This is a genomic window from Cellulophaga sp. (genome assembly GCF_039943695.1).
Lineage (GTDB): Bacteria > Bacteroidota > Bacteroidia > Flavobacteriales > Flavobacteriaceae > Cellulophaga.
Genome location: NZ_JBDVAA010000005.1, coordinates 1 through 25,321, shown reverse-complemented (window position 1 = coordinate 25,321; position 25,321 = coordinate 1). Strand labels below are relative to the sequence as shown.

The following is a 25,321-nucleotide window of genomic DNA, read 5'->3' as shown; positions in this document are numbered from 1 at the left end:
TTTTCTAAAAAGTCCAGGCATCTAATTGGTGTTTGGGCTTTTTTATCTAATATCTCTAAGTTTTAATTGCAAGCTAACAACCCCTTGCCACTCATTTTCATCTAAAGAAAAAACAGCGCTAAAAGGCTTTTTGTTTTGTACTAAAGACAATTTATCACCTAAATTAAAACCAATAGCTCCAATTTGGCTAGAACCATTTTGTACAGCAGCTAATTTTAAGTGTGCTTCTTCTTGCCCTACGCCTTTTGCATAACCTGTGTCTTGTAGGTTTTCTGCCATAAATACGGGCGACATATTACCAGGACCAAAAGGTTCCATTTGTTTAATAATTCGCATTAATTTAGGACTTATTTCATTAAAATTAAGCTCTGCATCTATAGTAATTTCTGGAGTTAAAAGATTAGGGTCTATAGTTTCTGCAACTACTTTCTCAAACGCTGTTTTAAAACCATCATACTGTGCTTCAGATAAGGTTAAACCAGCAGCATATTTATGGCCTCCAAACTGTTCTATGTGTTCTGCGCAAGCTTCAAGGGCGTTGTAGACATCAAACCCTTTTACAGAGCGTGCAGATGCCGCTAGTTTTTCTCCACTTTTAGTAAAAACCAAAGTAGGTCTGTAATAGGTTTCAGTAAGTCTAGATGCTACAATCCCAATAACACCTTTGTGCCACGTTTCTCTATACACAACAGATGTAAAGCGTTTTTCCTCTTTGTTATCTGTAATTTGTACTAAAGCTTCTTTGGTAATTTCTTGGTCTAGTTCTCGCCTATCTGCATTGTATTGTTCTATGGCAGCAGCAAATTCTTCTGCCTGTTCCAAATTTGTTTCGGTAAGTAAATTAACAGCGTGCAAGCCGTGTACCATTCGCCCTGCAGCATTTATACGAGGTGCAATTACAAAAACAACATCTGTAATGGTAAGTACATCTTTTTTAATCTGATTAATTATAGCTTTAAAACCCGCTCTAGGAGTACTATTAATAACCTGTAACCCAAAATAGGCAAGTACCCTATTTTCACCTGTAATAGGTACAATGTCTGCGCCAATTGCAGTAGCAACTAAATCTAAATAAGGCACTAAGTCCTCTATGGTTTGTCCTCTTTTACTACCTAAAGCTTGTATCAACTTAAAACCAACGCCACAACCACAAAGCTCGTCATACGGATAATTACAGTCGCTCCTTTTAGCATCTAAAACAGCAACAGCATTTGGTAGTGTAGCACCAGGTCTATGGTGGTCACAAATAATAAAATCTACACCTTTTTCTTTTGCATATGCTACTTTATCTACTGCTTTTACACCACAATCTAATGCAATAATTAAGCTAATATCGTTATCATCTGCATAGTCAATACCTGCATAAGACACACCATAACCTTCTTTATATCTATCCGGAATATAAGTAGTAACATTTGGGTAGTAACTTTGCAAGTAAGATGATACTAGGGCTACAGAAGTTGTGCCATCTACATCATAATCGCCAAAAACCATAATGTTTTCTTCGTTGGCAATAGCTTGTTCTATGCGAGCAATAGCCAAATCCATATCTTTTAATAAATATGGGTCGTGTAAATCTGATAGTTGTGGTCTAAAGTATTTTTTAGCCTCTTCAAAAGTAGTAATACCGCGCTGTAATAAAAGTTTAGCCACAATTTCATCAACCTGTAATGCATTTTGTAGTTCGGCTACTTTAGCAGCATCAGGTTTAGGTTTTATGGTCCAGCGCATGTGGTGTTTTTTTATATTTAGGAATCAAGAAAAGTTCAAGCTCAAAGAATCAAGATAAAAAAATTAAGCAAGAACTTATTTCTAGAACCTTTAGTTCTCAACAGTTAATTTAAGCGTGATGAAAAATAGTTTTAATGTCTAATGTTGCAAAACGTCTAAACATTTCCATAACACCACAATATTTTTCAACTGATAAATCTACCGCACGTTGTAATTTTTTTTCATCTAAATTACTACCGTGGAAATGGTACTCTATAGTAACAGCATCATAATACTTAGGATGTTCGTCTGTAAGGTTTGCTATAGTTTCAATAGTAAACTCGTCTACCTCTAGCTTCATTTTTTTCATTAAAGAAGCAACGTCTAAGCCAGAGCAACCTGCTAAACCTGCAAGCATAAGTGCTTTTGGCCTGTAACCTTGTCCGTCACCACCATCTTCTTTGGCAATATCTATAGTTAGATTATTCCCAGACGGGTTGTTACTTTCAAAAGCCATGTTGCCCAACCATTTGGTTGTAATATGATTTGTTGTACTCATAATATTTTTTCGTTTCTTGTAGATTCAAAAATACAACTAAATATAAAAATAACTATGGCTTTAGTAAACCCTTTAGACCCTAATCATGATTCTGAAACAAAAGAATTGGCAGAATTTTTTAATGAGACCTTAGGCTTTTGTCCTAATTCGGTTTTAACAATGCAGCACAGACCAGCAATATCAAAAGCTTTTATAAACTTAAATAAAGCAGTAATGGCTAATGACGGTAATGTAACTTCTGCGCTAAAACGTATGATTGCCTGGGTTAGTAGTAATGCTACTGGTTGTAGGTACTGCCAAGCGCACGCCATAAGAGCTGCAGAACGTTACGGAGCAGAACAAGAACAATTAGATAATATTTGGGAATACAAAACACATGCTGCTTTTTCTGATGCAGAACGTGCTGCACTAGATTTTTCTTTAGCAGCATCTCAAGTACCAAATGCTGTAAATGCAGAAATTAAAGAGAATTTATACAAGTATTGGAACGAAGGTGAAATTGTAGAAATGCTTGGAGTTATTTCTTTATTTGGATACTTAAATAGATGGAACGACTCTATGGGCACTTCTATAGAAGAAGGCGCTGTAGAAAGCGGAAACCAATATTTAGGTAAACACGGTTGGGAAGAAGGTAAACATAACGGAAGCGCTTACTAAAAAGCAACTCGTATACTATTTATAAGCCCTGCTATTTTGGTGGGGTTTTATTGTTTTAGGTTGATGTGTTATTTGTTTTCTACAGTAAGTTCACCATCATTAGGAATGGCATATTCTTCACAAGAATTTTTAATTTCGTTGTAGCGTTTAGGAGTAACGTCTAACCAGAAATCATCACCAAAAAGATTAAAAAAGTACCTGTTATCAACGTGTTTTTGATACATACTTTCTATCTTATAATTATTTTCTGTAGTGGTGGTGTTTGTAACAGAATCTGTAACAGTTATAGGGTAATTATTTTTATTTACGTAGTGTATATAAGTAGTGTCTTTACAAAACAAAAAGTTTTTAGGTTCTCCGCTACTAAAACTCCAGTTAACATCTGGTTCATGTAGTAAAACATTGTATTTGTAGGTGTGCGTAGTTCCGTAGTTTGTGCCTGTTAATATGCCTATAGATGTTTGGTCTTTATTGGTTTTTAAAACAGTTAATCGCATACCATTTGGTAAAACCGAGCTTTTTTCGGTAGTACTTTCTTGTGTATTGCTTTTACAACTTAATATAGTTACACTAAAAGCAAGTAAAATAGTATGGGTAATTGCTTTAAAATTGATTTTCATCTTTATTTTTTTACTAAAGCTTCAGTGTTAAAAGCTAAGCCACTAAAACCAGTTTTCATAAAATTTCTAATGTTTAAGTGTCCGTCTCCGTTAGGATTCTGTAACACATCTTCCCTGTAGTAGTCTCCAAAACAAGCTAAAGTTTCTTCTTTGGATAATTCTTGTTTTAAAGCAAAAGCAAATAATTTACAAGAGCCAGAGTTTTCACCTTCTTTATTCTCTAAGCTACCATTTTTAAAAGCAGTTGGTGTAAAGCTGTAATTATCTTCTATAACCTGCATTGTATCTGTAAAAGCAATAGCAGTTGGGTTGTTTTTTAGTTTTTCTTTAAATTGATCTAAAGTCATTTGGTAAAAGTATAATAGTTATTCTTATCGTACATCCCTGTATTTAGGGAAATTAGCAATTGTTAAGTAAAATTAGAAATTAAGGAGAAGTGTTTTATTTTTTACCACCAACTATAATAACAATTTCACCTTTAGGAGGTTTTGCTGTGTAGTGTTCTAAAACCTCTTGTGCAGTACCACGTATTGTTTCTTCAAACATTTTGGTAAGTTCTCTAGAAACCGAAACGGGTCTGTCTGCACCAAAATATTCTACAAAATGGCCTAATGTTTTAATTAACTTGTGTGGCGACTCATAAAAAATAATAGTTCTGGTCTCCTCAGCCAATAATTTTAAACGTGTTTGTCTTCCTTTTTTAACCGGTAAAAAACCTTCAAAAACAAACTTGTCATTAGGTAGACCGCTATTTACCAAAGCAGGCACAAAAGCTGTGGCACCAGGTAGGCAGTCTACTTCTAAGTTATTTTCTACACAAGCGCGAGTTAATAAAAAGCCAGGGTCTGAAATAGCTGGAGTTCCGGCATCAGAAATAAGAGCAATATTTTCACCTGCTTGTATACGTTTTACAATACTATCTACCGTTTTATGCTCATTGTGCATATGGTGACTGTGCATTTGCGTGTCTATTTCAAAATGATGTAATAATTTTCCGCTAGTACGTGTGTCTTCAGCTAAAATTAAATCTACTTCTTTTAAAACTCTTATAGCTCTAAAAGTAATATCTTCTAAGTTTCCTATTGGTGTTGGTACCAAATATAGTTTTCCCATTATAAAAAAATAATTAAGGTCTTTGGTTTTTGCCAAAGTAATAAGATAATGCTGCACCTATAAAAGCAATAGCAGCAAAAAGGTAACCGCCATTATCAGTTATATAATGTGCGGCAAAAGCCATTGTTGTGTTTAAGAAAAAGCCAAAGTAAGCCCATTCTTTAAGTGTTTTAGAAAAATTAGTCCAGATGGTAATAAGGCCTAATATTTTTGAAATTGCTAAAGGGTAAACCAAATATATAGGATAGCCTAAATGTGTAAAGTACCCAGAAATTGCATCGTAATTAAAGAAATAGTTGTAAACAGAAAAGCACATAATTGCAGTAAGCAATAATGTGCCAATATAATAAAGTATGTTGTTTATGTTCATAAAAGAGCTTTATGCAAATTTACGTTCAATAATTGCCATAAAACGCTCTTCGTACTCTTCTTTTCCTACCCAGTTGTTATAATCTGGCTTTACCATATTTACAATAAAAGAAACAGATCTTTCTTCTGTATCAATAGTACTTAGTTGAGATAGTACTCTTTGGTAATCCTCATTACTATTGTTAAACAAGTGCTTTACAAATGCAAGTCTGTCATTTAAACCAATTTTTATATCACCAGTAACACTATTAGTCACAACTTTTTCTGTAGTAGTTGCAGCTTTAACTTCTGTTTCGGGTACAAAAAGTTCCTGGTCGTTTTTACTATACTCGGGTTTTTTTGCAAACTCGTTAAGCATATCGTCAGTAGCTTTTGGCTCTTCCATTTCTGGCATCATATCCATAATAGTGGTTATGCCAGGAGTTATAATATCTTCTTGGTGAGGGTTACTTTCTGGCACAGATGTATTTTCATAAATTACTGCGTTCGCTAATTTTTCAAACTTTTCTGCAATAATATTTTTAGTAACATCTACTTCTACATCGTGTAATTTCTCTTCAATAAATTTTAACACTGCTAATTTCTCGTATAAATTTTTTGCAGTTTCATATAAATCAGAAACATTATCTAATTCATTGGAAGTTAGTATGTCCGTAGACATTTTCATTAATTCTTGTTTTAATTTTTCCTTCATCTCCCTAATATTTTAAAACCTTGTGTGGCGAAAATTTTCAATAATTTTAATCGATCTACCAAATAAGAACGAAAAACGCTTTATTTTCGTCTAAAAATACAAAATGTTTCTTGAAAATACGGTGAACCCCAAAGAACAATTTGGCTGGATAGAGGTTATTTGCGGATCTATGTTCTCTGGTAAGACAGAAGAATTAATTAGAAGACTTAAACGTGCGCAGTTTGCCAAGCAAAAAGTTGAAATTTTTAAGCCTATTGTAGATACGCGCTATCACGAAGAAATGGTAGTGTCTCATGATGCTAACGAAATAAGGTCTACTCCTGTACCTGCTGCTGCAAATATTAGATTGTTAGCAGACGGTTGTGATGTTGTAGGTATAGATGAAGCTCAGTTTTTTGATGATGAAATTGTTACAGTTTGTAATGATTTGGCTAACAAAGGAATTCGTGTTTTAGTAGCTGGTTTAGATATGGATTTTAAAGGAAACCCATTTGGACCAATGCCTGCATTAATGGCTACAGCTGAGTATGTAACTAAAGTACATGCAATTTGTACACGCACTGGTAACTTAGCCAATTATAGTTTTAGAAAATCTAATAATGATAATTTGGTAATGCTAGGTGAAACGGAAGAGTATGAGCCATTAAGTAGAGCTGCTTATTACAAAGCTATGCTTAAAGAAAAGGTAAAAACTATAGACGTAGATGCAGAGCAGATAAAAGATCCTAAAAAAGATAGTAATGCCTAAGGCAACAGAAACTGTTCTAGAAATTAACTTAAAATACCTAGAGCAAAATTACAAATACCTAAAGTCAAAATTGCAGCCAAAGACTATGTTTTTAGCTGTAGTTAAAGCATTTGCCTATGGTAGTGATCAAGTGCAAATTGCTAAAAAAATAACAGAATTAGGAGCAGATTATTTGGCCGTTGCATATACTAGTGAGGGTGTTGCAATACGCAAAGCAGGCATACAAACACCTATATTAGTACTGCATCCGCAAGAAGTAAATTTTGAAGAAATTGTAGCTTATAATTTAGAACCAAGTATCTATTCAGACCGAGTTTTAAATCAGTTTATAAACTATGCTTCATCAATAAATAAAAAAAATTATCCAATACACTTAAAATTTAATACAGGTTTAAATAGGTTAGGCTTTTTAGAGGGTGATATAGATCTAATTATAAAAAAAATAAAAGAGGCAACTAGTATAAAGGTAGCTTCGGCTTTTTCTCATTTAGCAGCATCAGAAGATATAAATGAAAAGGAATTTACAGAACAGCAAATAAAAAAATTTAAAAGTATAAGTTCTAAGTTAGATAATTTGCTTGACTATTCACCTATAAAACATATGTGTAATACATCTGGTATTTTAAATTATCCAGAGGCACACTTTAATATGGTACGTAGTGGTATTGGGTTGTATGGTTTTGGTAATGATCCTAAATATGATACACACTTAAAGCCAATAGCAAGTTTAAAAACAGTAATTTCTCAGTTGCACAATTTAGAGCCAAACCAAAGTGTTGGGTACAATATGGCATACAAAGCCACCCGTAAAATGGTAACTGCAACCTTACCTTTGGGGCACGCAGATGGCATTTATAGAATTTATGGTAACCAAAAAGGGTTTGTGTTTATTAATGGTAAAAAAGCACCTATAGTTGGCAATACCTGTATGGATATGATTATGATAGACGTAACCAACATAGACTGTAAAGAAGGTGATGAGGTTATAGTTTTTAATGAAGAGCACACTGCAGATGCACTAGCTACAGCAGCAGGTACAATCTCTTATGAATTGGTTACGGGTATATCTCAACGTGTTAACAGAGTTTTTATTTTTTAAGAAAATTTTAAGAAACTGTATTTTTTAGTATCTTGCAGCTATTAACTAAATAAATACACTAAACATGTTAAAAGAATTTAAGAATTTTATTATGACCGGTAATGTAATTGATTTTGCAGTTGCGGTTATTATGGCTACGGCTTTAGGCGGAGTTATTAATGGTTTTGTAAACAACATTGCAATGCCATTTGTAGGTTATTTTGCAGGAGGTATGAACTTTGAAGACCTTCACGTAGCAATGGACGGTAAAGAATATGCAACTTTAGCAGCAGCTAAAGAAGCAGGTGGTGCTGTAATTGCTTACGGTGCTTGGATTAACACAATTATAAACTTATTAATAGTAGGTTTTGTAATGTTCATAATCGTAAAAGCTTACAACAAAACAAAAACTCCTCCAGCTCCAGCTGCACCAGCAGGACCAACACAAGAAGAGTTATTAGCACAAATTAGAGATTTACTAAAAAAGTAATTTCCTATTAACTATATAAAGCCGCCAAGCTCACCATTAAGCTTGGCGGTTTTTTTATGCTTTATTTCATAATGTTATAAATAAAACAATTTGTTATATTTATTTTAATCTTCTTACTGTTGCTTGGCGGTTAAACTACATTAAACTACATTTGTTATTCTAAATATTATAAAAATGAAAGTAGCGGTAGTTGGTGCCACAGGAATGGTAGGAGAAGTAATGCTTAACGTATTACAAGAACGTAATTTTCCATTAACAGAGTTATTATTAGTTGCCTCAGAACGTTCTGTAGGTAAAAAAATGACCTATAACGGCAAAGAACATACCGTTATTGGCTTGGCAGATGCAGTAGCAGCTAAACCAGATTTAGCTATTTTTTCTGCAGGCGGAGATACGTCTTTAGAATGGGCTCCAAAATTTGCAGAAGTAGGTACAACCGTAGTAGACAATTCTTCTGCTTGGCGTATGGATCCTACCAAAAAATTAATAGTTCCAGAAATTAATGCAAGTGAACTAACCAAAGAAGACAAAATTATAGCAAATCCAAACTGCTCTACCATACAATTAGTAATGGTTTTGGCACCTTTGCATGCAAAATATAAAATGAAACGCGTAGTGGTTTCTACCTACCAATCTGTTTCTGGTACTGGCGTTAAAGCAGTAAAACAATTAGAGAATGAGACGGCTGGTATAAAAGGAGAAATGGCATATCCTTACCCAATTAGCAGAAATGCGTTACCACATTGTGACGTTTTTATGGATAACGGTTACACAAAAGAAGAGATGAAACTATCTCGTGAACCACAAAAAATATTTAACGATCGTACTTTTTCATTAACAGCAACAGCAGTGCGTATACCAACAGCAGGTGGCCACTCAGAGTCTGTAAACGTAGAGTTTTATAATGATGCAGATGTTAGCGAGGTAAGACAAGTATTAAGCAAAACAGCAGGTGTAGTTGTACAAGATAATCCAGATACAAACACCTACCCAATGCCAGTGTATGCACACAATAAAGACGATGTTTTTGTAGGCCGTATACGTAGAGATGAGTCGCAAGCAAACACATTAAATATGTGGATAGTTGCAGACAACCTACGTAAAGGAGCAGCAACAAATGCCGTGCAAATTGCAGAATACCTTAACAATAATAAGCTACTGTAATACGCAGTTGTAGTTTTGGGTGTTCCTAACGGGCGGGCTTTTCATTGCAATCCCTAACACAAAAAAATAGAAACCTTTAAGAAGAATGCTTCTTAAAGGTTTTTTTGTATTATTTTTAAAAACATAAAGCTCTAAATTCAATACAGTTAAGTTTTTTCAACCTAAAAATAAACAAATTCTTATGAAACAAATAAGCATATTTATTTTTACTGCTATTACCTTTGTAGCCTGTAAATCACCTTCAAAAAAAGAAGCAATTATGATCACATATCCAACAACCAATAAGGTAGACACTGTAACCAATTATTTTGGTACAACTGTAGCAGACCCATACCGCTGGTTAGAAGATGACCGTAGTACAGAAACAGAATCTTGGGTTAAAGAGCAAAACAAAACAACCTTTGGGTATTTAGATAAAATTCCTTTTCGTGAGCAAATAAAGCAAAGGCTAGAAAAATTATGGAATTATGAAAAACTAGGAGCACCTTTTAAAGAAGGAGATTATACTTATTTTTCAAAAAATAACGGACTGCAAAACCAAGCTGTTATTTACAGAAAAAAAGACAATGAAGAAGAAGTTTTTTTAGACCCTAATAAGTTTTCAGAAGATGGTACAACTTCATTAGCAGGTTTAAGTTTTTCTAAAGATGGTTCTTTGGCAGCGTACTTAATATCTGAAGGTGGTAGCGACTGGCGAAAAATTATTGTTTTAGATGCAAAAACAAAAACCGTTGTAGAAGATACTTTGGTAGACGTAAAATTCAGCGGCCTATCTTGGAAAGGTAATGAGGGTTTCTTTTACTCTAGTTATGACAAACCAAAAGGGAGCGAGTTGTCTGCAAAAACAGACCAGCACAAACTATACTACCACAAACTAAAAACACCACAAAGCACAGATGAGCTGGTTTTTGGTGGCACACCAGAAGAAAGACATAGGTATGTTGGCGGTAGTGTTACCGAGGATGGTAAATATTTGCAAATTACAGCAGCAGTATCTACATCTGGTAATAAATTATATTTAAAAGACTTAGAAACTAATGAGGTAAAAACAGTAGTTGAACACACAAAATCTGATACTTATGTGTTAGAAAATGTAGGTTCTAAATTATATTTGGTAACCAATTTAAATGCACCAAACCAAAAAGTAGTTGTTACAGATTTTAGTAATCCTACACCAGATAATTGGGTAGATTTTATACCAGAAACAGATAATGTGCTTACAGCTGGTACTGGTGGCGGTTACTTTTTTGCCAATTATATGGTAAATGCCATTTCTAAAGTATTACAATACAATTATAATGGAGATTTGGTACGTACTATAGAGCTTCCAGGTGTTGGTACAGCAGCTGGTTTTGGAGGTAAAAAAGAAGAAAAAGAGTTTTACTTTTCTTTTACCAACTACAATACACCAGGATCATCTTACAGTTATAATGTAGAAACAGGTAAATACAAACAATATTGGAGTCCAAACATAGATTTTAATTCGGATGATTACGAGTCTAAACAAGTATTTTATGCTTCTAAAGATGGCACAAAAATACCAATGATAATTACCTATAAAAAAGGAATAGAACTAAATGGTAAAAACCCAACGATACTTTATGGTTACGGTGGCTTTAATGTAAGCCTAACCCCTAGTTTTAGTATTAGTAATGCTGTTTGGATGGAGCAAGGTGGTGTATATGCTGTTCCTAACTTAAGAGGAGGTGGCGAGTATGGTAAAAAATGGCATGATGCTGGTACAAAACAACAAAAGCAGAATGTTTTTGACGATTTTATAGCCGCTGCAGAATACTTAATAGAAAACAAATATACTACACCAAAGTATTTAGCGCTTAGAGGTGGCTCTAACGGTGGTTTGTTGGTTGGTGCAACAATGACGCAGCGTCCAGATTTAGCTAAAGTAGCATTGCCTGCAGTAGGTGTTTTAGATATGTTGCGCTACCATACATTTACAGCAGGTGCTGGTTGGGCTTATGACTATGGTACGGCAGAAGACAATAAAGAAATGTTTAATTATTTATTAGGGTACTCACCAGTGCATAATGTTAAAAAGGGAGTGGCATACCCTGCAACTTTAATAACTACAGGAGATCATGATGATCGTGTAGTGCCTGCGCATAGCTTTAAATTTGCGGCAGAATTGCAAGAAAAACAAACAGGCGCTAACCCTACATTAATTAGGATAGATATTAATGCTGGTCACGGTGCTGGTAAATCTACCGAAGCTATAATTAATGAGCAAGTAGATGTGCAAGCATTTACATTATTTAATATGGGATATAAAGAGTTGCAAAATAAGGCAGTTTTAAAAGATTTTAAAGAATAAGAACTATTAATTTCAAAAAAATCCGTTTCTTACTAGAAACGGATTTTTTTATCTATTTATGTTACACGTAAACAATATATCATTTTCATATAATACAACGCCAGTTCTAAAAAACATAGACTTTACAGTAAATGAAGGCGAATACTTAGCAGTTTTAGGAGAAAGTGGCAGTGGAAAAAGCACACTTTTAAAAATTATATACGGACTTCTTCAGTTAAAAGAAGGGACTATTTTTTGGAAAGAAAACCAGGTTTTAGGTCCAGATTACAATTTAATTCCGGGAGAAAAGTATATGAAATACTTGTCTCAAGATTTTGATTTAATGCCTTTTATTACGGTAGAAGAAAATGTGAGTCAGTATTTATCTGTGTTTTATCCAGAGGAATTAAAAGCTAGAACAGAAGAGCTTTTAGAAATGGTAGAAATGACAAGCTTTGCAAAAACAAAAGTAAAGTTATTAAGTGGTGGACAACAACAGCGTGTGGCATTGGCTAGGGTATTGGCACAAGAACCAGAGTTGTTATTGTTAGACGAACCTTTTAGCCACATAGATAATTTTAGAAAAAATAGTTTACGCAGAAGGTTATTTAGTTACTTAAAGCGTAAAAAAATTACGTGCATTGTTGCTACCCATGATGAAAAAGAAGTGTTGCCATTTGCAGATAGGATATTAGTTGTAAAAGATCAAGTTGTTTTAGCAAATCAAAAAACAGAAGACCTATACAACAATCCAAAGTCATTATATGTGGCTAGTTTATTTGCAGAGGCAAACCTTGTACCTGTTTCAGCAATTAAAGAACACACTGATGTAAAAAAAGACATTATTGTATATGCACATGAGTTTAAAGTGTCTGAAACTTCAGGAATACAGGTACGTGTAATTAATTGCTACGCAATGGGAGCTTATTATTTAATGGAAGGTGTAACTGATGAGCAAAGCTTGTTCTTTACGCACAACAACAGCATAGAGGTTGGTAAAAGTATATTTTTAAATGTTGCATTAGATATAATAAATAAAAGGCTAGAGTAGATTTTGAATTCAGCACAAATAATACAAGAATTACAGTTTAAAGCAGTGCGTAGTAGTGGTGCTGGTGGCCAGCACGTAAATAAAGTCTCTACCAAAATAGAGCTTACGTACGATTTGCAAAACTCTACGGCAGTTACAGATAAAGAAAAAGAACGACTGTTACTAAAATTAAGTAACAGGCTCACAAAAGAAAATGTTTTGTTGTTGCAGTGTGATGATTCTAGGAGTCAGCATAAAAACAAAGATTTGGTTATAAAACGTTTTTTAGAGCTAGTAAAGTCGGCCTTAATTGTCCCTAAAAAGCGTAAAAAAACAAAGCCATCTAGATCTGCTATTGAAAAACGATTGAACACTAAAAAGAAATCGGCCTTAAAAAAAGCAAATCGTAAAAAGCCAAGTTTAGAATAATAAATTCATTTGCTAGTTTAAAAATTGAAACAATATTTATTACCGCAAACTTAATTTTCATGAAGTATTTATCTGTAATTTTTATGTTTTTATTACTCTCTTGTTCTTCAAAAACTAATAATGAAAAAAACAAAGAAGTTAGAAGGGTAATTAATGTTGATTATGGCGTTATGGCATTTTCAGATATTCAGAAGGAAAATAAAATAATTATTAAGAAATTAGAAGATTGTATAAACTCAAAAGAATTTATCGATTACCGTAAATTTTGGGATAAAAATGACACATTAATATTTGATTATCCATACCATGATCTTTATACTACTGTAAATAATAATTATCCAGCATATAAACCTACGGTAGTTGGTTTACAAAAAATAGCATTAGATAAATATCAAATAAAAATAGCGGTTATAGGCAAACCAGAAGGTTTTTTTTCTTTAGATTATGTATATAATGTTTATGCGATTAAAAATGATAAGGGTGATTTCGTTTTTAAAAATGTAATATCAGATAATTTAAGTAAGTGGAAAAAAATACAAATTGACAACATAACTTATTATTATTCAGGAGAACGAATTCTTAATTATGAAAACATAGATAAACAGAAAAAATTTGAAACTGATTTATCTATATTTTTAGAGCAAGAAAAAATTAATTATAAATATATAATTTGTAAAAATACTAATGAGATATATAGCCTTTTAGGCTATGATTATCTTGATATGATGTTTTATACAAAAAAAATTGGAGGTCTTGCTTATTCCTATCAAAATATTTTTTTCTCAGGAAACGACACCGAATTTTATGCACATGAGGTAACACATATTTATTTAAATAAGAAATTTCCAAAAATTCATTCAGTTATTGACGAAGGCTTTGCTACATATAAAGGTGGCTCTATGGGGTTAAATTATGAAAAGCATATAGAGTTATTACAAGAGTATATATCTACAAAAGAAATAAGTATAGGAGAATATTTATTTGATGAAGATAAAAGGCATACAATTATTGGTTCAAAGTCATCAATAATGTATTCAGCAGGTGCTTTTTTATGTCATTTAGCTTATAGTAAATATGGTAAAGAAGGGCTATTTAAACTATTAAATAGTGGTGAATCGGATGAAAGTTTAAAGTATACAATAGAAAATGTGTTTCAAATACATTTTAAAGAATTTGATGATTTCTTTACTAATGAACTAGAAAAAAATAATTATGATTGATAATCTTATAAGAGGTTAAAACAGAAATTATTTATACCATCTAATTACTTATTTAAAAGAGGGTAATATCCTACTTAAAACAACAGCGTAAAAACAGTTTCTTGGTTTGGAGTACTTCTTAATTTTAAGCTTCCGCCGTGTAATCTTAAGATCTGTTTAGATAAGCTAAGTCCAATTCCGGTTCCTGTATTTTTGGTTGTAAAAAACGGAATAAAAATTTCATCTATTAACTCTGGTGGTATACCTGGGCCATTATCTGCAACGGTAATAAATTTTTCTTTTTCATCTGTAATACCAGCGGTAACCGTTATGCTTCCGTTTTTTTGCTCACCTATAGACTGTACTGCATTTTTACATAAGTTTAAAAGTACTTGTGTTACTTGTTTTTCATCTATAAAAAACTCTAAGTTTTCTGTAGTTAAATTAGAAGCAAAATTAATATTGGTATTCTGGTTTTCTTGATCAATTAAAACAAACACTTTATGTATTAATTGTTCTGCTTTAACCAAGCTTTTGTCTGGAGCCGGAATACTTAAAAAGCTACGGTAACTCTGTACAAAGTCCATTAGGTTATTACCTTGTTCTTTTACTACAGCTAAGCCTTTAGAGGTGTTTTGTATGTGTTTTTCGGTTAATTCTTCAAGAGATATTAATCCGTCTTCTTTTTTGTAATAATTTAAAATAGACTCAGATATTGATGTTATGGGCGCAATAGTATTCATAATTTCGTGGGTTAAAACTCGTATAAGTTTTTCCCATGAATCTGCTTCTTTTTCTTCTAATTCTCTTTGTATATCTTGTACTACAACTAGTAATAAATTTTTATTGTCTAGTGTAACAGTAGTAGATTTTAAGGTTAGTTGTATTTTTTCTCTTTCGTTAGTTAACTCTATTAATTTACGCTGAAAAGGCTCTAGTTTGGCAAATAAATTATACAAATTAGTATCTACCTGTTGCAATTGCTTAATGTGGTTTAGTGGTTTGTAGTTTAGCAAATGTTCTACTCTAGGGTTGGCAAAAAGTATATGTCCTTTATCATTTATAGTTAAAATACCAATGTCTGCGTGTTTTAGTATTTCCTGGTAGTATTTCTCCTGAACCTGATTTTTTACGTGTATCTTATGTATCATAGCATTAAGCATATTAAGACTACGATTTAGTTCTTTTAAAGATTTTACATTTTCGTACTCAGGAAAACGTAGTGTAAAATCTTCATTTTTTATAGACTGAAAAAAATAGGCAATTTTACGGTTGGTATGGTTTACATAGTTAATTAAAAAAACGGTAAGCAAAATCAATGCTATAAAAAAAGCACCAGAAACTATGTAATTTTTTTGTAAGCCAAAATAGGCTAGTCCAACAGCAGAAAGTGTAATAAAAACAACCCTTAACACTAATTGAAAATAGAAGCTTTTACTCGCCATTTCCTGTCTTTTTAATTTTGTTATATAATGTTTGCCTAGATATGCCCAATTGGTTTGCAGCGGCACTATAATTACCATCGTGCTTTTTTAAAGCATCGTTAATAAGTAATAATTCCATTTCAGACAAAGTAACATTTGCGGTGTCTAAGGTAGGAGTTCCTTTTTCGTTTAAAATAAAATCTGTTGGTTTAAGCACATTTCCATCGCATAAAATAACAGCTCTTTCCATAGTATGTTGTAACTCTCTAATATTACCAGGCCAGCTATAAGCAAGTAATTTTTCTTGTGCTTGGTTATTTATACGCAAACCAAGCTTACCATATTTAGACATAAATTTGTTTAAGTAGAATTCTGCTAAAATAAGTATATCTCCATCTCGTTCTCTAAGTGCAGGTACTTTTACGTGTATGGTGTTTATACGGTAAAGTAAATCTTCTCTAAACAAGCCATCTGCAACCATTTTTTCTAAATTACAATTTGTAGCACAAACCAACCTAATATCTACGGGTATTGGTTTATTAGAGCCTACACGCACTACAACACGGTTTTGTATTGCAGATAATAATTTAGCCTGGGTTTGTAAGCTAAGATTACCAATTTCATCTAAAAATAAAGTTCCACCATTTGCAGCTTCAAACTTACCAGCCCTATCTTCTTTGGCATCTGTAAAAGCACCCTTTGTGTGGCCAAAAAGTTCGCTTTCAAACAAGGTTTCAGATATAGAGCCCATATCAACCCCAATAAAAACCTCATTTTTACGGTCAGATAGGTTGTGTAATTCTCTTGCAATTAATTCTTTTCCTGTACCGTTTTCACCAGTAACTAGCACATTTACATCTGTCTTAGCTACTTTTTGCACCAAGTTTAATACAGAAGTTAATGCTTTAGAGTTACCAATAATGTAGTTTTTATTCTGATTAATAACTTGTTTTAAAGAACTCTCTTTTTCTTTTAGTTTAGAAACTTCTTTTTGAGATTTACGTAATTGGTAAGCAGATTTTAATGTGGCTAGTAGCTTGTCATTATTCCACGGTTTTAAAATAAAATCTGTAGCGCCTTCTTTTAATGCTTGTACCGCAAGGTCTATTGCGCCATACGCTGTCATCATAATAACAGAAATATGCGGAGCACGTTTTTTAATTTCTCTATTCCAATACAAACCTTCATTACCAGTGTTAACACCGGCAGAAAAGTTCATATCTAAAAGAACAATGTCGTAATCAGCTAAATTTTCAAATGAAGATAATAAGTTAGGATTTCCTAAGGTATCTACTTTTTCATATTCAAACTGTAATAAAATTTCTAAAGCACTTAGTACACTTTTGTTATCATCTACAATTAATACTTTACCTTTTTGCATTATAAAGTTGTTTGGGTTGAGGAAGGTTTATGCATTAAAACTACAAATGTTATACATTACAATTTTATAAGTGTAAAAAAATTAGACATTATTTGTATATATATTTTACACTTGTATTTTAGTTTTATCACTCAAAAACTTTTAATCAACTGTAAATCAATACATTGTGTTTTTGGCATAACAATGGCTTTAGTTTTGGCACACAATAAAAATTATGAACGTAAAAATTAAACATATTCTATTTTTAGTACTGTTGGTAAGCTTGCCAAGTAGTGCACAACAAAGTTGGTCTTTAGATGAGTGTATAAGTTATGCTGTTACGCATAATTTAGAATTAAAAAATCAGGAATATACAGTTGCGTCAAGCAAAGAAACCCACAAGCAAGCTGTGCGTAATTTGCTGCCAAGTATAAACGGTTCTGCAAGTTATGATATTAGATATGGTAGATCTGTAGATCCAAATAACAATAATATAATAGACACAGATTTTTTCTCTAACAATTACAATTTAAATTCTTCTTTAGATATTTTTAGAGGTTTTCAGAGAATAAATAGTATAAAAGCAACAAAGTACATTTATAAAGCAGTACAAGAAGATGCAGAACAGCAAAAGTATTTGTTGGCATTTAGAGTAATGTCTGCCTTTTATGATATTCGTTTTTTTCAAGGCGCTTTAAAAATTGCTAAAGAGCAAGTAAGTATATCAGATACAAATTATGCATTTGTAAAAAAACAATTAGAGTTAGGTTTAATTGCACAGGCAGATATGTACGAGGCAGAATCTGTTTTGTTAACAGATAAGTTAGCCGTAACCCAAGCAGAAAACCAATTGGCAGCAGCTAAACTAAATTTAATACAAGAAATGAATTTAGAAAATGTGTCTACCATAACCTTAAAAGCAGATGCTTTAGACCTAAAAAAAGTAGCAGATACTACGCTGCAAACCAATACAGTTTATAGTAAGGCGCAAACATTTTTGCCAAGTATAAAAGCAGGGCAATTAAAAGTAAAGGCAGCTCAAAAGCAAGTAGCTATTGCAAAAGGAGGTTTGTACCCGTCATTATCTTTATTTGCAGGCTATGGCACAGGTTATTATGAAACCAATGTAGACGATATTACTAACGAAATAATATCATTTAAAAACCAAATAAGAGACAACGCATCTAGGTCTATAGGTTTGTCTATGAACATTCCTATTAGCAATAAATGGTCTGGCAGATCAGAAATTAAACAACAAAAAATAGCGTTGCAACAAGCAGAAAATAATTTAAAAATTCAGGAACAAGAGTTGTACAAATTAATACAACAATTGGTACAAGAAAAAAATGCTTTAGAAGTAGAAAATTTACAGAGCTTAAAAAAGTTAAAAGCACAAGAACTAAGTTTTTCTATAGCACAAAAAAAGTACGAAAAAGAAATGATTTCTGCTGTAGAGCTATACCAAGCAAAAGTACTGTATACCACAGCACAAAACGAGAATTTACAAGTGCAAATAAGATTAAAAGTAAACCAAAGTACACTAGATTTTTACAACGGATTACCAGTATTTAACATCAACTAATAAGAACAATATAGATGGATATTCAACTAGAAAAGAAAAAAGGATTACGCCCAAAACACTACGCATATATTGCAATTGGGCTAGTAGTAGCTTTTGCAGCATATAAAATAATATGGAGCAGTTCTGTGTCTACCTTTAGAACAGAAAAAGACAAACTATCTGTAAGTGCAGTTACACAAGGTAAGTTTGACGATTACATAACCATTAACGGTAGCGCAGCGCCAATAGCAACTATTTATATGGATGCTTATGAAGGTGGTAGAGTAACCGAAAAGCTGATAGAAGAAGGCGCTATGGTTAAAAAAGGCGACATTATTCTAAAGCTAGAAAACAGTAACCTTTACGAACAAATTTTAGCTAGTGAAAGTAACTTAGCGCTAAAACAAAACGATTTAAGATCTACCAAATTAACCTTTGACTCTAGGCAAGTAGAAGGGCGTAAGTCTTTAGCAACAGCATCATACGAGTTAACACGTTTAAAACGTAATTACGAGCAAAACCAAGAGCTATATAAAGACGGATTAATATCTAAAGAAGCATTTTTAACCGCAAAAGAAAATTACGAGTTATCTTTAAAACAGCACAACATTGTAAAAATACAAACAGAGCAAGATGATAAAATGCGTAACACATCACTTGCAGGTTTAGATACAGATTTAAGCAGAATGCAAAAAACTTTATCTATGGTTTATGAGCGTTTAGACCATTTAAATGTACGTGCGCCAGCAGATGGTCAATTAGGGTTTTTAGATGCAGAAATTGGTCAAAGCATAAACCAAGGTCAGCGTATAGGACAAATAAACGTACTAACAGACTATAAAATAGAAGCAGAAATAGACGAGCATTATATAGACCGTGTAAAAAGAGATTTAAACGCCTCTTTTGAGCGTAACGGTAAAACATACAACCTGCGTTTGCGTAAAGTGTACCCAGAGGTTCGTGGCGGTAAGTTTAAGGTAGACTTAGTATTTACAGCAGAAAAACCAGAAAATATACGTGCAGGACAAAGCTTTAATGTAAAACTACAATTAGGAGCCTCATCAGATGCACTTTTAGTATCTAAAGGCAGTTTTTTTCAGAGCACAGGAGGCCAGTGGATTTTTGTAGTAAACCCAGATGGTACAGAGGCATTAAAACGTAACATTAGAATAGGCAAACAAAACTCTAAATATTACGAAGTGTTAGAAGGGCTGCAAGCTGGTGAAAAAGTAATAACCTCTAATTACGACACTTTTGGTGAAGCAGAAAAAATAGTTTTAAAATAGGGTGTTCCCTACGGGCGGGCTTTACGTTGCAATCTTTTTTAAGAAAAATAAAAAAGGATTTACACTACAATCCCTAACACAAGATATAATCACATTAAAAAATCAATCAACAAAATGATACAAATTAAAGACCTTAAAAAAAGTTTTAGAACAGAAGAAGTAGAAACCCTAGCACTAAACAGTGTAAACCTAAATGTGGGTCAAGGAGAATTTGTTGCTATAATGGGGCCATCAGGTTGTGGCAAATCTACCTTACTAAATATAATAGGTATGTTAGACAATCCGTCAGAAGGTAGTTACCAATTTGCAGGCCATGAAGTAGGAGGCTTAAAAGAAAACCAACGTACAGGTTTGCGTAAAGGTAACTTAGGTTTTGTTTTTCAGAGCTTTAATTTAATAGATGAACTAACCGTTTTTGAAAACGTAGAGCTACCACTTATCTATTTAAAAATGAACAAAGCAGAACGCAAACAAAAAGTAACAGAAGTTTTAGAGCGTATGAAAATTGCACACAGAGAAAAACACTTTCCGCAGCAATTATCTGGTGGTCAGCAACAACGTGTAGCCATTGCCAGAGCAGTAGTTACAAACCCAAAACTAATACTTGCAGATGAGCCAACAGGTAACCTAGACTCTAAAAACGGAATAGAGGTAATGAACCTGTTAACCGAGTTAAACCAAGAAGGCACAACAATAGTAATGGTAACACACTCAGACAGAGACTCGCACTACGCACACAGAGTAGTAAACCTTTTTGACGGCCAAATAGTAACCGAAAGTCACAACAAACCTTTTGAGGCAGTGGCATCAAAATAAGTAGAGTTCATCATCAATCAAAATCATCAATCAATCAAAATAGCCAATCACCATGTTCAAAAATTATTTTAAAATTGCGTTTAGGAGTCTATTAAAAAATAAAGGCTATAGTTTTCTCAATATTTTTGGATTAGCAATGGGTATTACCTGCGCCAGTCTTATTTTTTTATGGGTAGAAGATGAGGTAAACTACGACGCAGTTTTTCCTAATAAAGAACAGGTGTATTACTTGCCAACAAACCAACAATATAATGGTGAGTGGCGCACATTTACTTCTACTCCCGGACCTTTAGCAGAAGCTTTAAAAAAGGAAGTTCCTGGAATTATAAATGCTACTAGGTATAGAGATGAAGAACGCCTTTTTAAACAAGGAGATAAATCTTTATATAAAAAAGGGAGTTATGTAGATTCAGATTTTTTAGACATTTTTAGTCTAGAATTTATACAAGGAGATGCAAACACAGCATTGGAAGATACAGACGCCATAATACTTACCAATGAAACAGCATCACAATTATTTGGAGCTGGCAATAATGCGGTTGGTAGAACCATAGAACTAGACAATAAATACAGTTACACCGTTACAGGTGTTGTTGTAGATTTTCCTAAAAATGTTACTGTAAATTTTGATTGGCTAGCGTCTTTTGATGCATACGCTAAAGACAAAGATTATTTAAATGCTTGGGGAAATAACTCTGTAGACACGTATATACAATTAGACCAAAAAGTAGATGCAGCAGTTGTAAATACAGCTGTAAAAAAGTTTTTACAAACAAAAGTAGAAGATAGTGATACTTATGCCTTTATGCATAGTATGCTAGACTGGCGTTTACGTGATAATTTTGAAGGCGGAGTGCAAGTTGGTGGTAGAATAGTGTATGTGAATTTATTCTCTGTAATTGCTTGGATTATCTTAATAATTGCCTGTATTAATTTTATGAATCTTTCTACGGCACGTAGTGCTAAAAGAGCTAATGAGGTTGGTGTGCGTAAAGTTTTAGGAGCTGGTCGCAAACGTTTAATTTTTCAGTTTGTAACAGAATCTTTAGTTATTTCTGCAATAGCTACATTAGTAAGCGTATTACTAATATTTTTAGTATTGCCACAATTTAATATCATTATAGAAAAACAATTGGTAATGGGGTTAGCCAACCCTATACATTGGTTAGTTTTACTTGGTATAACTGTTTTTTGTGGTGTTTTTGCAGGCTGCTACCCAGCATTTTATTTGTCTTCATTTTTACCTGTAACAGTTTTAAAAGGTATTAGTAGCAACCAAAAAGGATCTGTTTTTATTAGAAAAGGCCTTGTGGTAACCCAATTTGCAGCATCAATAATATTAATAATATGCACTATAGTGGTATATAAGCAAGTACAACATGTAAAAAACAGACAGTTAGGGTATAATAAAGCAAACCTTGTTACAATGAGTGTAAGGGGTGATATGGTTAAAAATTATACTGCTATAAAGCAACAGATGCTTGCCTCTGGCTTAATAAGTAATGTAGGTTTAAACAGTTACAACACATTATCTATAGGTAATAATGGGTCTGGAGCAACTTGGTCTGGTATGGCAGATGAAAACAATGAAATGCTTATATCATTTAGGTATATAAATTCAGATTTTCTTTCTACTGCAGGTATGGAGGTTATTGATGGAAGAAACTTTAAACAAAAACCAGAACTAGACAGTGTAAATTTTATAATAACAGAGTCGTTTGCCAAACTAATAGACCCAGTATCTGCAGTAGGTAAAAGCATCTATTTTGGAGAAGACAAATACAATGTTGTTGGTGTAGTTAAAGACTTTTTATATGGTGATATGTACGGGAAGAGCGATCCTGTAATTTTTCTTAACGCACCTACAGAGGCACAATATATGTATGTGCGTATTGCTAAATCTGCAGATACTAAAAAAGCAATAGCAGCAATGGCAGGTGTTATGCAAAAAAACAATACAGCTTTTCCGTTTGAGTATGAGTTTGTAGACGATGCATTTAACCAAAAGTTTAAAAGCGAAATGTTGGTAGGCACATTATCTAAACTATTTGCAATATTGGCCATACTTATCTCTTGTTTAGGTTTGTTTGGCTTAGCCGCATACACATCAGAACAAAGAAGTAAAGAAATTGGTGTACGTAAAGTTCTAGGAGCTAGCGTAGCTAATATAGTAAACCTACTTTCTAAAGATTTTATTAGGCTAGTACTCTTGTCTATTGCTATAGCCATACCGTTGGCTTGGTGGGCAATGTCTAGCTGGTTACAAAGTTATGCTTACCGCATAAACATACAATGGTGGATGTTTGCTTTGGCAGGCTTAGGAGCCATTACAATTGCTATGTTAACTGTAAGTTTTCAGGCAATAAAAGCAGCTGTAAATAACCCTGTAAAAAGCTTGCGTACAGAGTAACACATCATCAATCAAAAAAATAAAAAGTTATGTTTAAAAATCAATTAAAAATAGCGTGGCGTAGTCTTAAAAAAAATCCGTTACAAACAGGTATAAATATTCTTAGTCTTACTGTAGGTACAATATGTTGTTTAATTATAATATCCTATGTTAATGCACAATTTGGATATGATACGCAACATAAAGATGCAGCTTCTATATACAGAATACGTACTAAAATAAAAACAAAAGGCAATAACAGTATAAATGCAGACGTAGCTACAAGTAGTCCGCCAATAGCTTTTGCTTTAAAAGAAGATTTTCCTGAGGTGGTAGATGCTTGTAGAGTTGTTTATTTTGGGTCTGGAGAAGAAGCACTTATTCGTAACCCTAAAAATAACCAAAGTTATTATGAGAGTAAGGGGTATGTAGCCGATTCTACTTTTTTTAAATTTTTTAATTATACAGCTGCAGAAGGTAATTTAGCCACAGCCTTAGAAAAGCCAAATAGTATTGTTTTATCTAAAAAATTAGCTTCAAAATTATTTCAAGATGAAAATCAAATTATAAATAAAACATTGGTTATTGGTGCAGGAGAAGATCAATTTAACGCAACCATTACTGGAGTTTTTAATGAACCAGCTAACCCAACTCACTTAAATCCTAATTACATACTGTGTATGAACTCGCCTGGTATTGGTGAATATGCTAATAACATAACTAATTTTGCAACACAAAACTTTGCATATACTTATATTAAACTTGGTGCCAATGTTAGTAAGGCTAGTTTAGAAAAAAAGTTGCCGCAGTTTATATTAGATCGTGGAGGAAACGATTTAGCAGATATGGGGTTTGATAAAAAATTGTTACTACAATCTGTTACAGATATTCATTTACATTCTAAAGGAATAGACAAGCAAATTGAAGAAGTTTCTAACATTGAGTATTTGTATGCGTTGCTATTTTTAGCCTTTATAGTACAACTAGTTGCTTGTGTAAATTTTATTAATTTAAGTACTGCAAGGGCAAGTAAAAGAGCAAAAGAAATAGGGGTAAGAAAAGCCATTGGAGCGCAAAAAAGTTCTTTGGTAAAGCAATTTTTAAGTGAGTCTATTTTAATTGCATTTTTAGCAGTATTTATTAGCATACCTATAGTTTTATTATTGCTTCCGGTAGCTAATGTATTAACAGGTGGCAACATAGAGCCAGAACACATACTAAACCTTAAAATTTTATTATTGTTGGGATCTATGGGTTTGTTAACAGGTTTAATAGCAGGTATTTACCCTGCATTGGTATTGTCTTCTTTTAAGCCATCTAAAGTGCTAAAAGGGGCAACAGAATTACAGTCTAATAATGGTTTGTTAAGGCGTGGTTTGGTTGTTTTTCAGTTTGTAGTATCAATAGTTTTAACAGTAAGTGTTATAATAGTATCACAACAACTAAAGTTTGCCAAGCAAAAAGATTTAGGCTTTAACAAAGACAATTTGTTAGCTATACGTTTAGGAACCCAAGAATTACAACAAAACTATAGTGCCATACAATCACAGTTACAAGGAGTACCTGGTGTTAGTTCTGTTACAGGGAGTAACAATTATCCATCTAGATCTATTATGGGCGATTTGGCAATGCGTTTACCTAGTCAGGATGATGATAACCTAACTTCTGTATATTACAATGGTATTACTCCTAATTATTTAGAAACAATTGGCACTAAAATTATTAAAGGTCGTAAGCTTAGAGCAACAGACTCCACAGGTATATTAGTAAATATGGCAACGCTAAAGGCTTTTAATATTGATATAGAAAACGCCTTAGCAGCAAAAATTATAAGTAGTTATGGTAGTGAAACAGAAGAATATGAAGTAGTAGGTGTAACAGAGAATTTTCATTTTGAAGATTTTAAACAGGCAATTTCTCCTATGCTTATATATAGTGAAACAGAGCCAGACTGGATCGTTGCAAGGTTAGAAACCAGCAACATAAAAAGTGTTTTGAGCGGTTTAGAGGCCAACTGGAAAAAGGTGAATCCGTATGCACCGTTTGAGTATGTTTTTGTAGATAAAGAAACAGAAAGGTTATACGCAGAAGAGCAAAAATTATCTAAAATATCTATAGCCTTTAGTATTTTGGCCATCTTAATTAGTTGTTTAGGATTGTTTGGTTTAGTGTCTTACGTTGCAGAGCAAAAGAAGAAAGAAATTGGGATACGTAAAGTTTTAGGTGCCAGTGTAAAATCTGTTGTACAATTATTAACCAAAGATTTTTTAAAGTTGGTATTGGTTGCATTTGTAATTGCATCTCCAATAGCATATTA

Annotated in this window: 23 protein-coding genes; 14 read left to right on the top strand and 9 right to left on the bottom strand. The window is 33.0% G+C overall.

Annotation, left to right across the window (positions count from 1 at the left end; all coding sequences use genetic code 11):
* Positions 1-42: 42 nt before the first annotated feature.
* Positions 43-1,731, bottom strand: coding sequence for a single-stranded-DNA-specific exonuclease RecJ (gene recJ / locus ABJD66_RS00305; protein WP_348126931.1), 1,689 nt, complete (start codon positions 1,729-1,731; stop codon positions 43-45).
* Between the two features lie 109 nt (positions 1,732-1,840).
* The gene (locus tag ABJD66_RS00300) at positions 1,841-2,269 is read right to left on the bottom strand and encodes an OsmC family protein (protein ID WP_348126928.1); all 429 of its coding nucleotides are present in this window, start codon (positions 2,267-2,269) and stop codon (positions 1,841-1,843) included.
* 54 nt (positions 2,270-2,323) lie between these two features.
* Here ABJD66_RS00300 and ABJD66_RS00295 point away from each other — a divergent pair, with 54 nt between their 5' ends.
* A complete protein-coding gene (locus ABJD66_RS00295) occupies positions 2,324-2,926 on the top strand; it encodes a carboxymuconolactone decarboxylase family protein (RefSeq protein WP_348126925.1) in 603 nt (200 codons plus the stop codon).
* A gap of 68 nt (positions 2,927-2,994) precedes the next feature.
* Here the strand turns inward: ABJD66_RS00295 and ABJD66_RS00290 are convergent, their stop codons facing one another.
* The 5 genes from ABJD66_RS00290 to ABJD66_RS00270 all read right to left on the bottom strand — a co-directional run bounded on the left by ABJD66_RS00290 (position 2,995) and on the right by ABJD66_RS00270 (position 5,722).
* Positions 2,995-3,546 (bottom strand): hypothetical protein, encoded by a 552-nt coding sequence (locus ABJD66_RS00290; protein ID WP_348126922.1) that lies wholly within the window; start codon positions 3,544-3,546, stop codon positions 2,995-2,997.
* 2 nt (positions 3,547-3,548) lie between these two features.
* A complete protein-coding gene (locus ABJD66_RS00285) occupies positions 3,549-3,893 on the bottom strand; it encodes a HopJ type III effector protein (RefSeq protein WP_348126919.1) in 345 nt (114 codons plus the stop codon).
* A gap of 94 nt (positions 3,894-3,987) precedes the next feature.
* The gene (rsmI, locus tag ABJD66_RS00280) at positions 3,988-4,659 is read right to left on the bottom strand and encodes a 16S rRNA (cytidine(1402)-2'-O)-methyltransferase (RefSeq protein WP_303542124.1); all 672 of its coding nucleotides are present in this window, start codon (positions 4,657-4,659) and stop codon (positions 3,988-3,990) included.
* A gap of 13 nt (positions 4,660-4,672) precedes the next feature.
* Positions 4,673-5,029 (bottom strand): DoxX family protein, encoded by a 357-nt coding sequence (locus ABJD66_RS00275; RefSeq protein ID WP_348126915.1) that lies wholly within the window; start codon positions 5,027-5,029, stop codon positions 4,673-4,675.
* 9 nt (positions 5,030-5,038) lie between these two features.
* Positions 5,039-5,722 (bottom strand): hypothetical protein, encoded by a 684-nt coding sequence (locus tag ABJD66_RS00270; RefSeq protein WP_348126912.1) that lies wholly within the window; start codon positions 5,720-5,722, stop codon positions 5,039-5,041.
* A 103-nt stretch (positions 5,723-5,825) separates the two neighbouring features.
* Between ABJD66_RS00270 and ABJD66_RS00265 the strand changes: the two genes are divergently transcribed.
* From ABJD66_RS00265 to ABJD66_RS00230, 8 genes are all read left to right on the top strand, one after another.
* Positions 5,826-6,470: a thymidine kinase gene (locus ABJD66_RS00265; protein WP_013620760.1), complete on the top strand. Its 645-nt coding sequence runs from the start codon at positions 5,826-5,828 to the stop codon at positions 6,468-6,470.
* On the top strand, positions 6,463-7,569 hold the full coding sequence (gene alr, locus ABJD66_RS00260; RefSeq protein ID WP_348126909.1) for an alanine racemase: 1,107 nt from the start codon (positions 6,463-6,465) through the stop codon (positions 7,567-7,569). The genes ABJD66_RS00265 and alr overlap by 8 nt, the downstream gene beginning before the upstream one ends.
* A 64-nt stretch (positions 7,570-7,633) precedes the next feature.
* A complete protein-coding gene (gene mscL, locus ABJD66_RS00255; protein ID WP_348126906.1) occupies positions 7,634-8,038 on the top strand; it encodes a large conductance mechanosensitive channel protein MscL in 405 nt (134 codons plus the stop codon).
* Positions 8,039-8,212: 174 nt separating this feature from the next.
* Positions 8,213-9,202 (top strand): aspartate-semialdehyde dehydrogenase, encoded by a 990-nt coding sequence (locus tag ABJD66_RS00250; protein ID WP_348126903.1) that lies wholly within the window; start codon positions 8,213-8,215, stop codon positions 9,200-9,202.
* 181 nt (positions 9,203-9,383) lie between these two features.
* Entirely contained in the window at positions 9,384-11,531 is a 2,148-nt protein-coding gene (locus ABJD66_RS00245; protein WP_348126900.1) for a prolyl oligopeptidase family serine peptidase, read from the top strand.
* A 58-nt stretch (positions 11,532-11,589) separates the two neighbouring features.
* Positions 11,590-12,561 (top strand): ABC transporter ATP-binding protein, encoded by a 972-nt coding sequence (locus ABJD66_RS00240; RefSeq protein WP_348126897.1) that lies wholly within the window; start codon positions 11,590-11,592, stop codon positions 12,559-12,561.
* A 3-nt stretch (positions 12,562-12,564) separates the two neighbouring features.
* Positions 12,565-12,969, top strand: a complete 405-nt coding sequence (arfB, locus tag ABJD66_RS00235) for an alternative ribosome rescue aminoacyl-tRNA hydrolase ArfB (RefSeq protein ID WP_348126894.1) — start codon at positions 12,565-12,567, stop codon at positions 12,967-12,969.
* Positions 12,970-13,028: 59 nt separating this feature from the next.
* Complete coding sequence (locus ABJD66_RS00230) at positions 13,029-14,189, top strand: hypothetical protein (protein WP_348126891.1); 1,161 nt, start codon at positions 13,029-13,031, stop codon at positions 14,187-14,189.
* A gap of 74 nt (positions 14,190-14,263) precedes the next feature.
* Here ABJD66_RS00230 and ABJD66_RS00225 read toward each other — a convergent pair whose 3' ends face one another.
* Both ABJD66_RS00225 and ABJD66_RS00220 read right to left on the bottom strand, forming a co-directional pair.
* The gene (locus ABJD66_RS00225; protein ID WP_348126888.1) at positions 14,264-15,613 is read right to left on the bottom strand and encodes an ATP-binding protein; all 1,350 of its coding nucleotides are present in this window, start codon (positions 15,611-15,613) and stop codon (positions 14,264-14,266) included.
* Positions 15,603-16,973 (bottom strand): sigma-54 dependent transcriptional regulator, encoded by a 1,371-nt coding sequence (locus tag ABJD66_RS00220; protein ID WP_348126885.1) that lies wholly within the window; start codon positions 16,971-16,973, stop codon positions 15,603-15,605. Before ABJD66_RS00220 ends, ABJD66_RS00225 begins: the two co-directional genes overlap by 11 nt.
* Before the next feature lie 214 nt (positions 16,974-17,187).
* On the opposite strand from ABJD66_RS00220, the gene ABJD66_RS00215 reads away from it, so the two are divergent.
* The 5 genes from ABJD66_RS00215 to ABJD66_RS00195 form a co-directional block, all read left to right on the top strand.
* Positions 17,188-18,534, top strand: a complete 1,347-nt coding sequence (locus ABJD66_RS00215; RefSeq protein WP_348126882.1) for a TolC family protein — start codon at positions 17,188-17,190, stop codon at positions 18,532-18,534.
* Between the two features lie 14 nt (positions 18,535-18,548).
* A complete protein-coding gene (locus tag ABJD66_RS00210) occupies positions 18,549-19,799 on the top strand; it encodes an efflux RND transporter periplasmic adaptor subunit (RefSeq protein ID WP_100894549.1) in 1,251 nt (416 codons plus the stop codon).
* A 114-nt stretch (positions 19,800-19,913) separates the two neighbouring features.
* Positions 19,914-20,615: an ABC transporter ATP-binding protein gene (locus tag ABJD66_RS00205; protein WP_013620748.1), complete on the top strand. Its 702-nt coding sequence runs from the start codon at positions 19,914-19,916 to the stop codon at positions 20,613-20,615.
* 52 nt (positions 20,616-20,667) lie between these two features.
* Positions 20,668-23,025: an ABC transporter permease gene (locus tag ABJD66_RS00200; protein WP_348126877.1), complete on the top strand. Its 2,358-nt coding sequence runs from the start codon at positions 20,668-20,670 to the stop codon at positions 23,023-23,025.
* Between the two features lie 29 nt (positions 23,026-23,054).
* Positions 23,055-25,321 (top strand): ABC transporter permease (locus ABJD66_RS00195; protein WP_348126874.1); only part of this gene is annotated, 2,267 nt, incomplete at its 3' end.

What these genes read in the sequence shown, in the direction of transcription:
- ABJD66_RS00270 (WP_348126912.1), bottom strand. Translation starts at nt 5,722, where the DNA reads ATGAAGGAAAAATTAAAACAAGAATTAATGAAAATGTCTACGGACATA.
- ABJD66_RS00200 (WP_348126877.1), top strand. Translation starts at nt 20,668, where the DNA reads ATGTTCAAAAATTATTTTAAAATTGCGTTTAGGAGTCTATTAAAAAAT.
- ABJD66_RS00285 (WP_348126919.1), bottom strand. Translation starts at nt 3,893, where the DNA reads ATGACTTTAGATCAATTTAAAGAAAAACTAAAAAACAACCCAACTGCT.
- ABJD66_RS00215 (WP_348126882.1), top strand. Translation starts at nt 17,188, where the DNA reads ATGAACGTAAAAATTAAACATATTCTATTTTTAGTACTGTTGGTAAGC.
- ABJD66_RS00250 (WP_348126903.1), top strand. Translation starts at nt 8,213, where the DNA reads ATGAAAGTAGCGGTAGTTGGTGCCACAGGAATGGTAGGAGAAGTAATG.
- ABJD66_RS00300 (WP_348126928.1), bottom strand. Translation starts at nt 2,269, where the DNA reads ATGAGTACAACAAATCATATTACAACCAAATGGTTGGGCAACATGGCT.
- ABJD66_RS00295 (WP_348126925.1), top strand. Translation starts at nt 2,324, where the DNA reads ATGGCTTTAGTAAACCCTTTAGACCCTAATCATGATTCTGAAACAAAA.
- ABJD66_RS00275 (WP_348126915.1), bottom strand. Translation starts at nt 5,029, where the DNA reads ATGAACATAAACAACATACTTTATTATATTGGCACATTATTGCTTACT.
- mscL (WP_348126906.1), top strand. Translation starts at nt 7,634, where the DNA reads ATGTTAAAAGAATTTAAGAATTTTATTATGACCGGTAATGTAATTGAT.
- ABJD66_RS00225 (WP_348126888.1), bottom strand. Translation starts at nt 15,613, where the DNA reads ATGGCGAGTAAAAGCTTCTATTTTCAATTAGTGTTAAGGGTTGTTTTT.
- ABJD66_RS00245 (WP_348126900.1), top strand. Translation starts at nt 9,384, where the DNA reads ATGAAACAAATAAGCATATTTATTTTTACTGCTATTACCTTTGTAGCC.
- ABJD66_RS00220 (WP_348126885.1), bottom strand. Translation starts at nt 16,973, where the DNA reads ATGCAAAAAGGTAAAGTATTAATTGTAGATGATAACAAAAGTGTACTA.
- recJ (WP_348126931.1), bottom strand. Translation starts at nt 1,731, where the DNA reads ATGCGCTGGACCATAAAACCTAAACCTGATGCTGCTAAAGTAGCCGAA.
- alr (WP_348126909.1), top strand. Translation starts at nt 6,463, where the DNA reads ATGCCTAAGGCAACAGAAACTGTTCTAGAAATTAACTTAAAATACCTA.
- ABJD66_RS00290 (WP_348126922.1), bottom strand. Translation starts at nt 3,546, where the DNA reads ATGAAAATCAATTTTAAAGCAATTACCCATACTATTTTACTTGCTTTT.
- ABJD66_RS00205 (WP_013620748.1), top strand. Translation starts at nt 19,914, where the DNA reads ATGATACAAATTAAAGACCTTAAAAAAAGTTTTAGAACAGAAGAAGTA.
- ABJD66_RS00240 (WP_348126897.1), top strand. Translation starts at nt 11,590, where the DNA reads ATGTTACACGTAAACAATATATCATTTTCATATAATACAACGCCAGTT.
- ABJD66_RS00265 (WP_013620760.1), top strand. Translation starts at nt 5,826, where the DNA reads ATGTTTCTTGAAAATACGGTGAACCCCAAAGAACAATTTGGCTGGATA.
- ABJD66_RS00230 (WP_348126891.1), top strand. Translation starts at nt 13,029, where the DNA reads ATGAAGTATTTATCTGTAATTTTTATGTTTTTATTACTCTCTTGTTCT.
- rsmI (WP_303542124.1), bottom strand. Translation starts at nt 4,659, where the DNA reads ATGGGAAAACTATATTTGGTACCAACACCAATAGGAAACTTAGAAGAT.
- ABJD66_RS00210 (WP_100894549.1), top strand. Translation starts at nt 18,549, where the DNA reads ATGGATATTCAACTAGAAAAGAAAAAAGGATTACGCCCAAAACACTAC.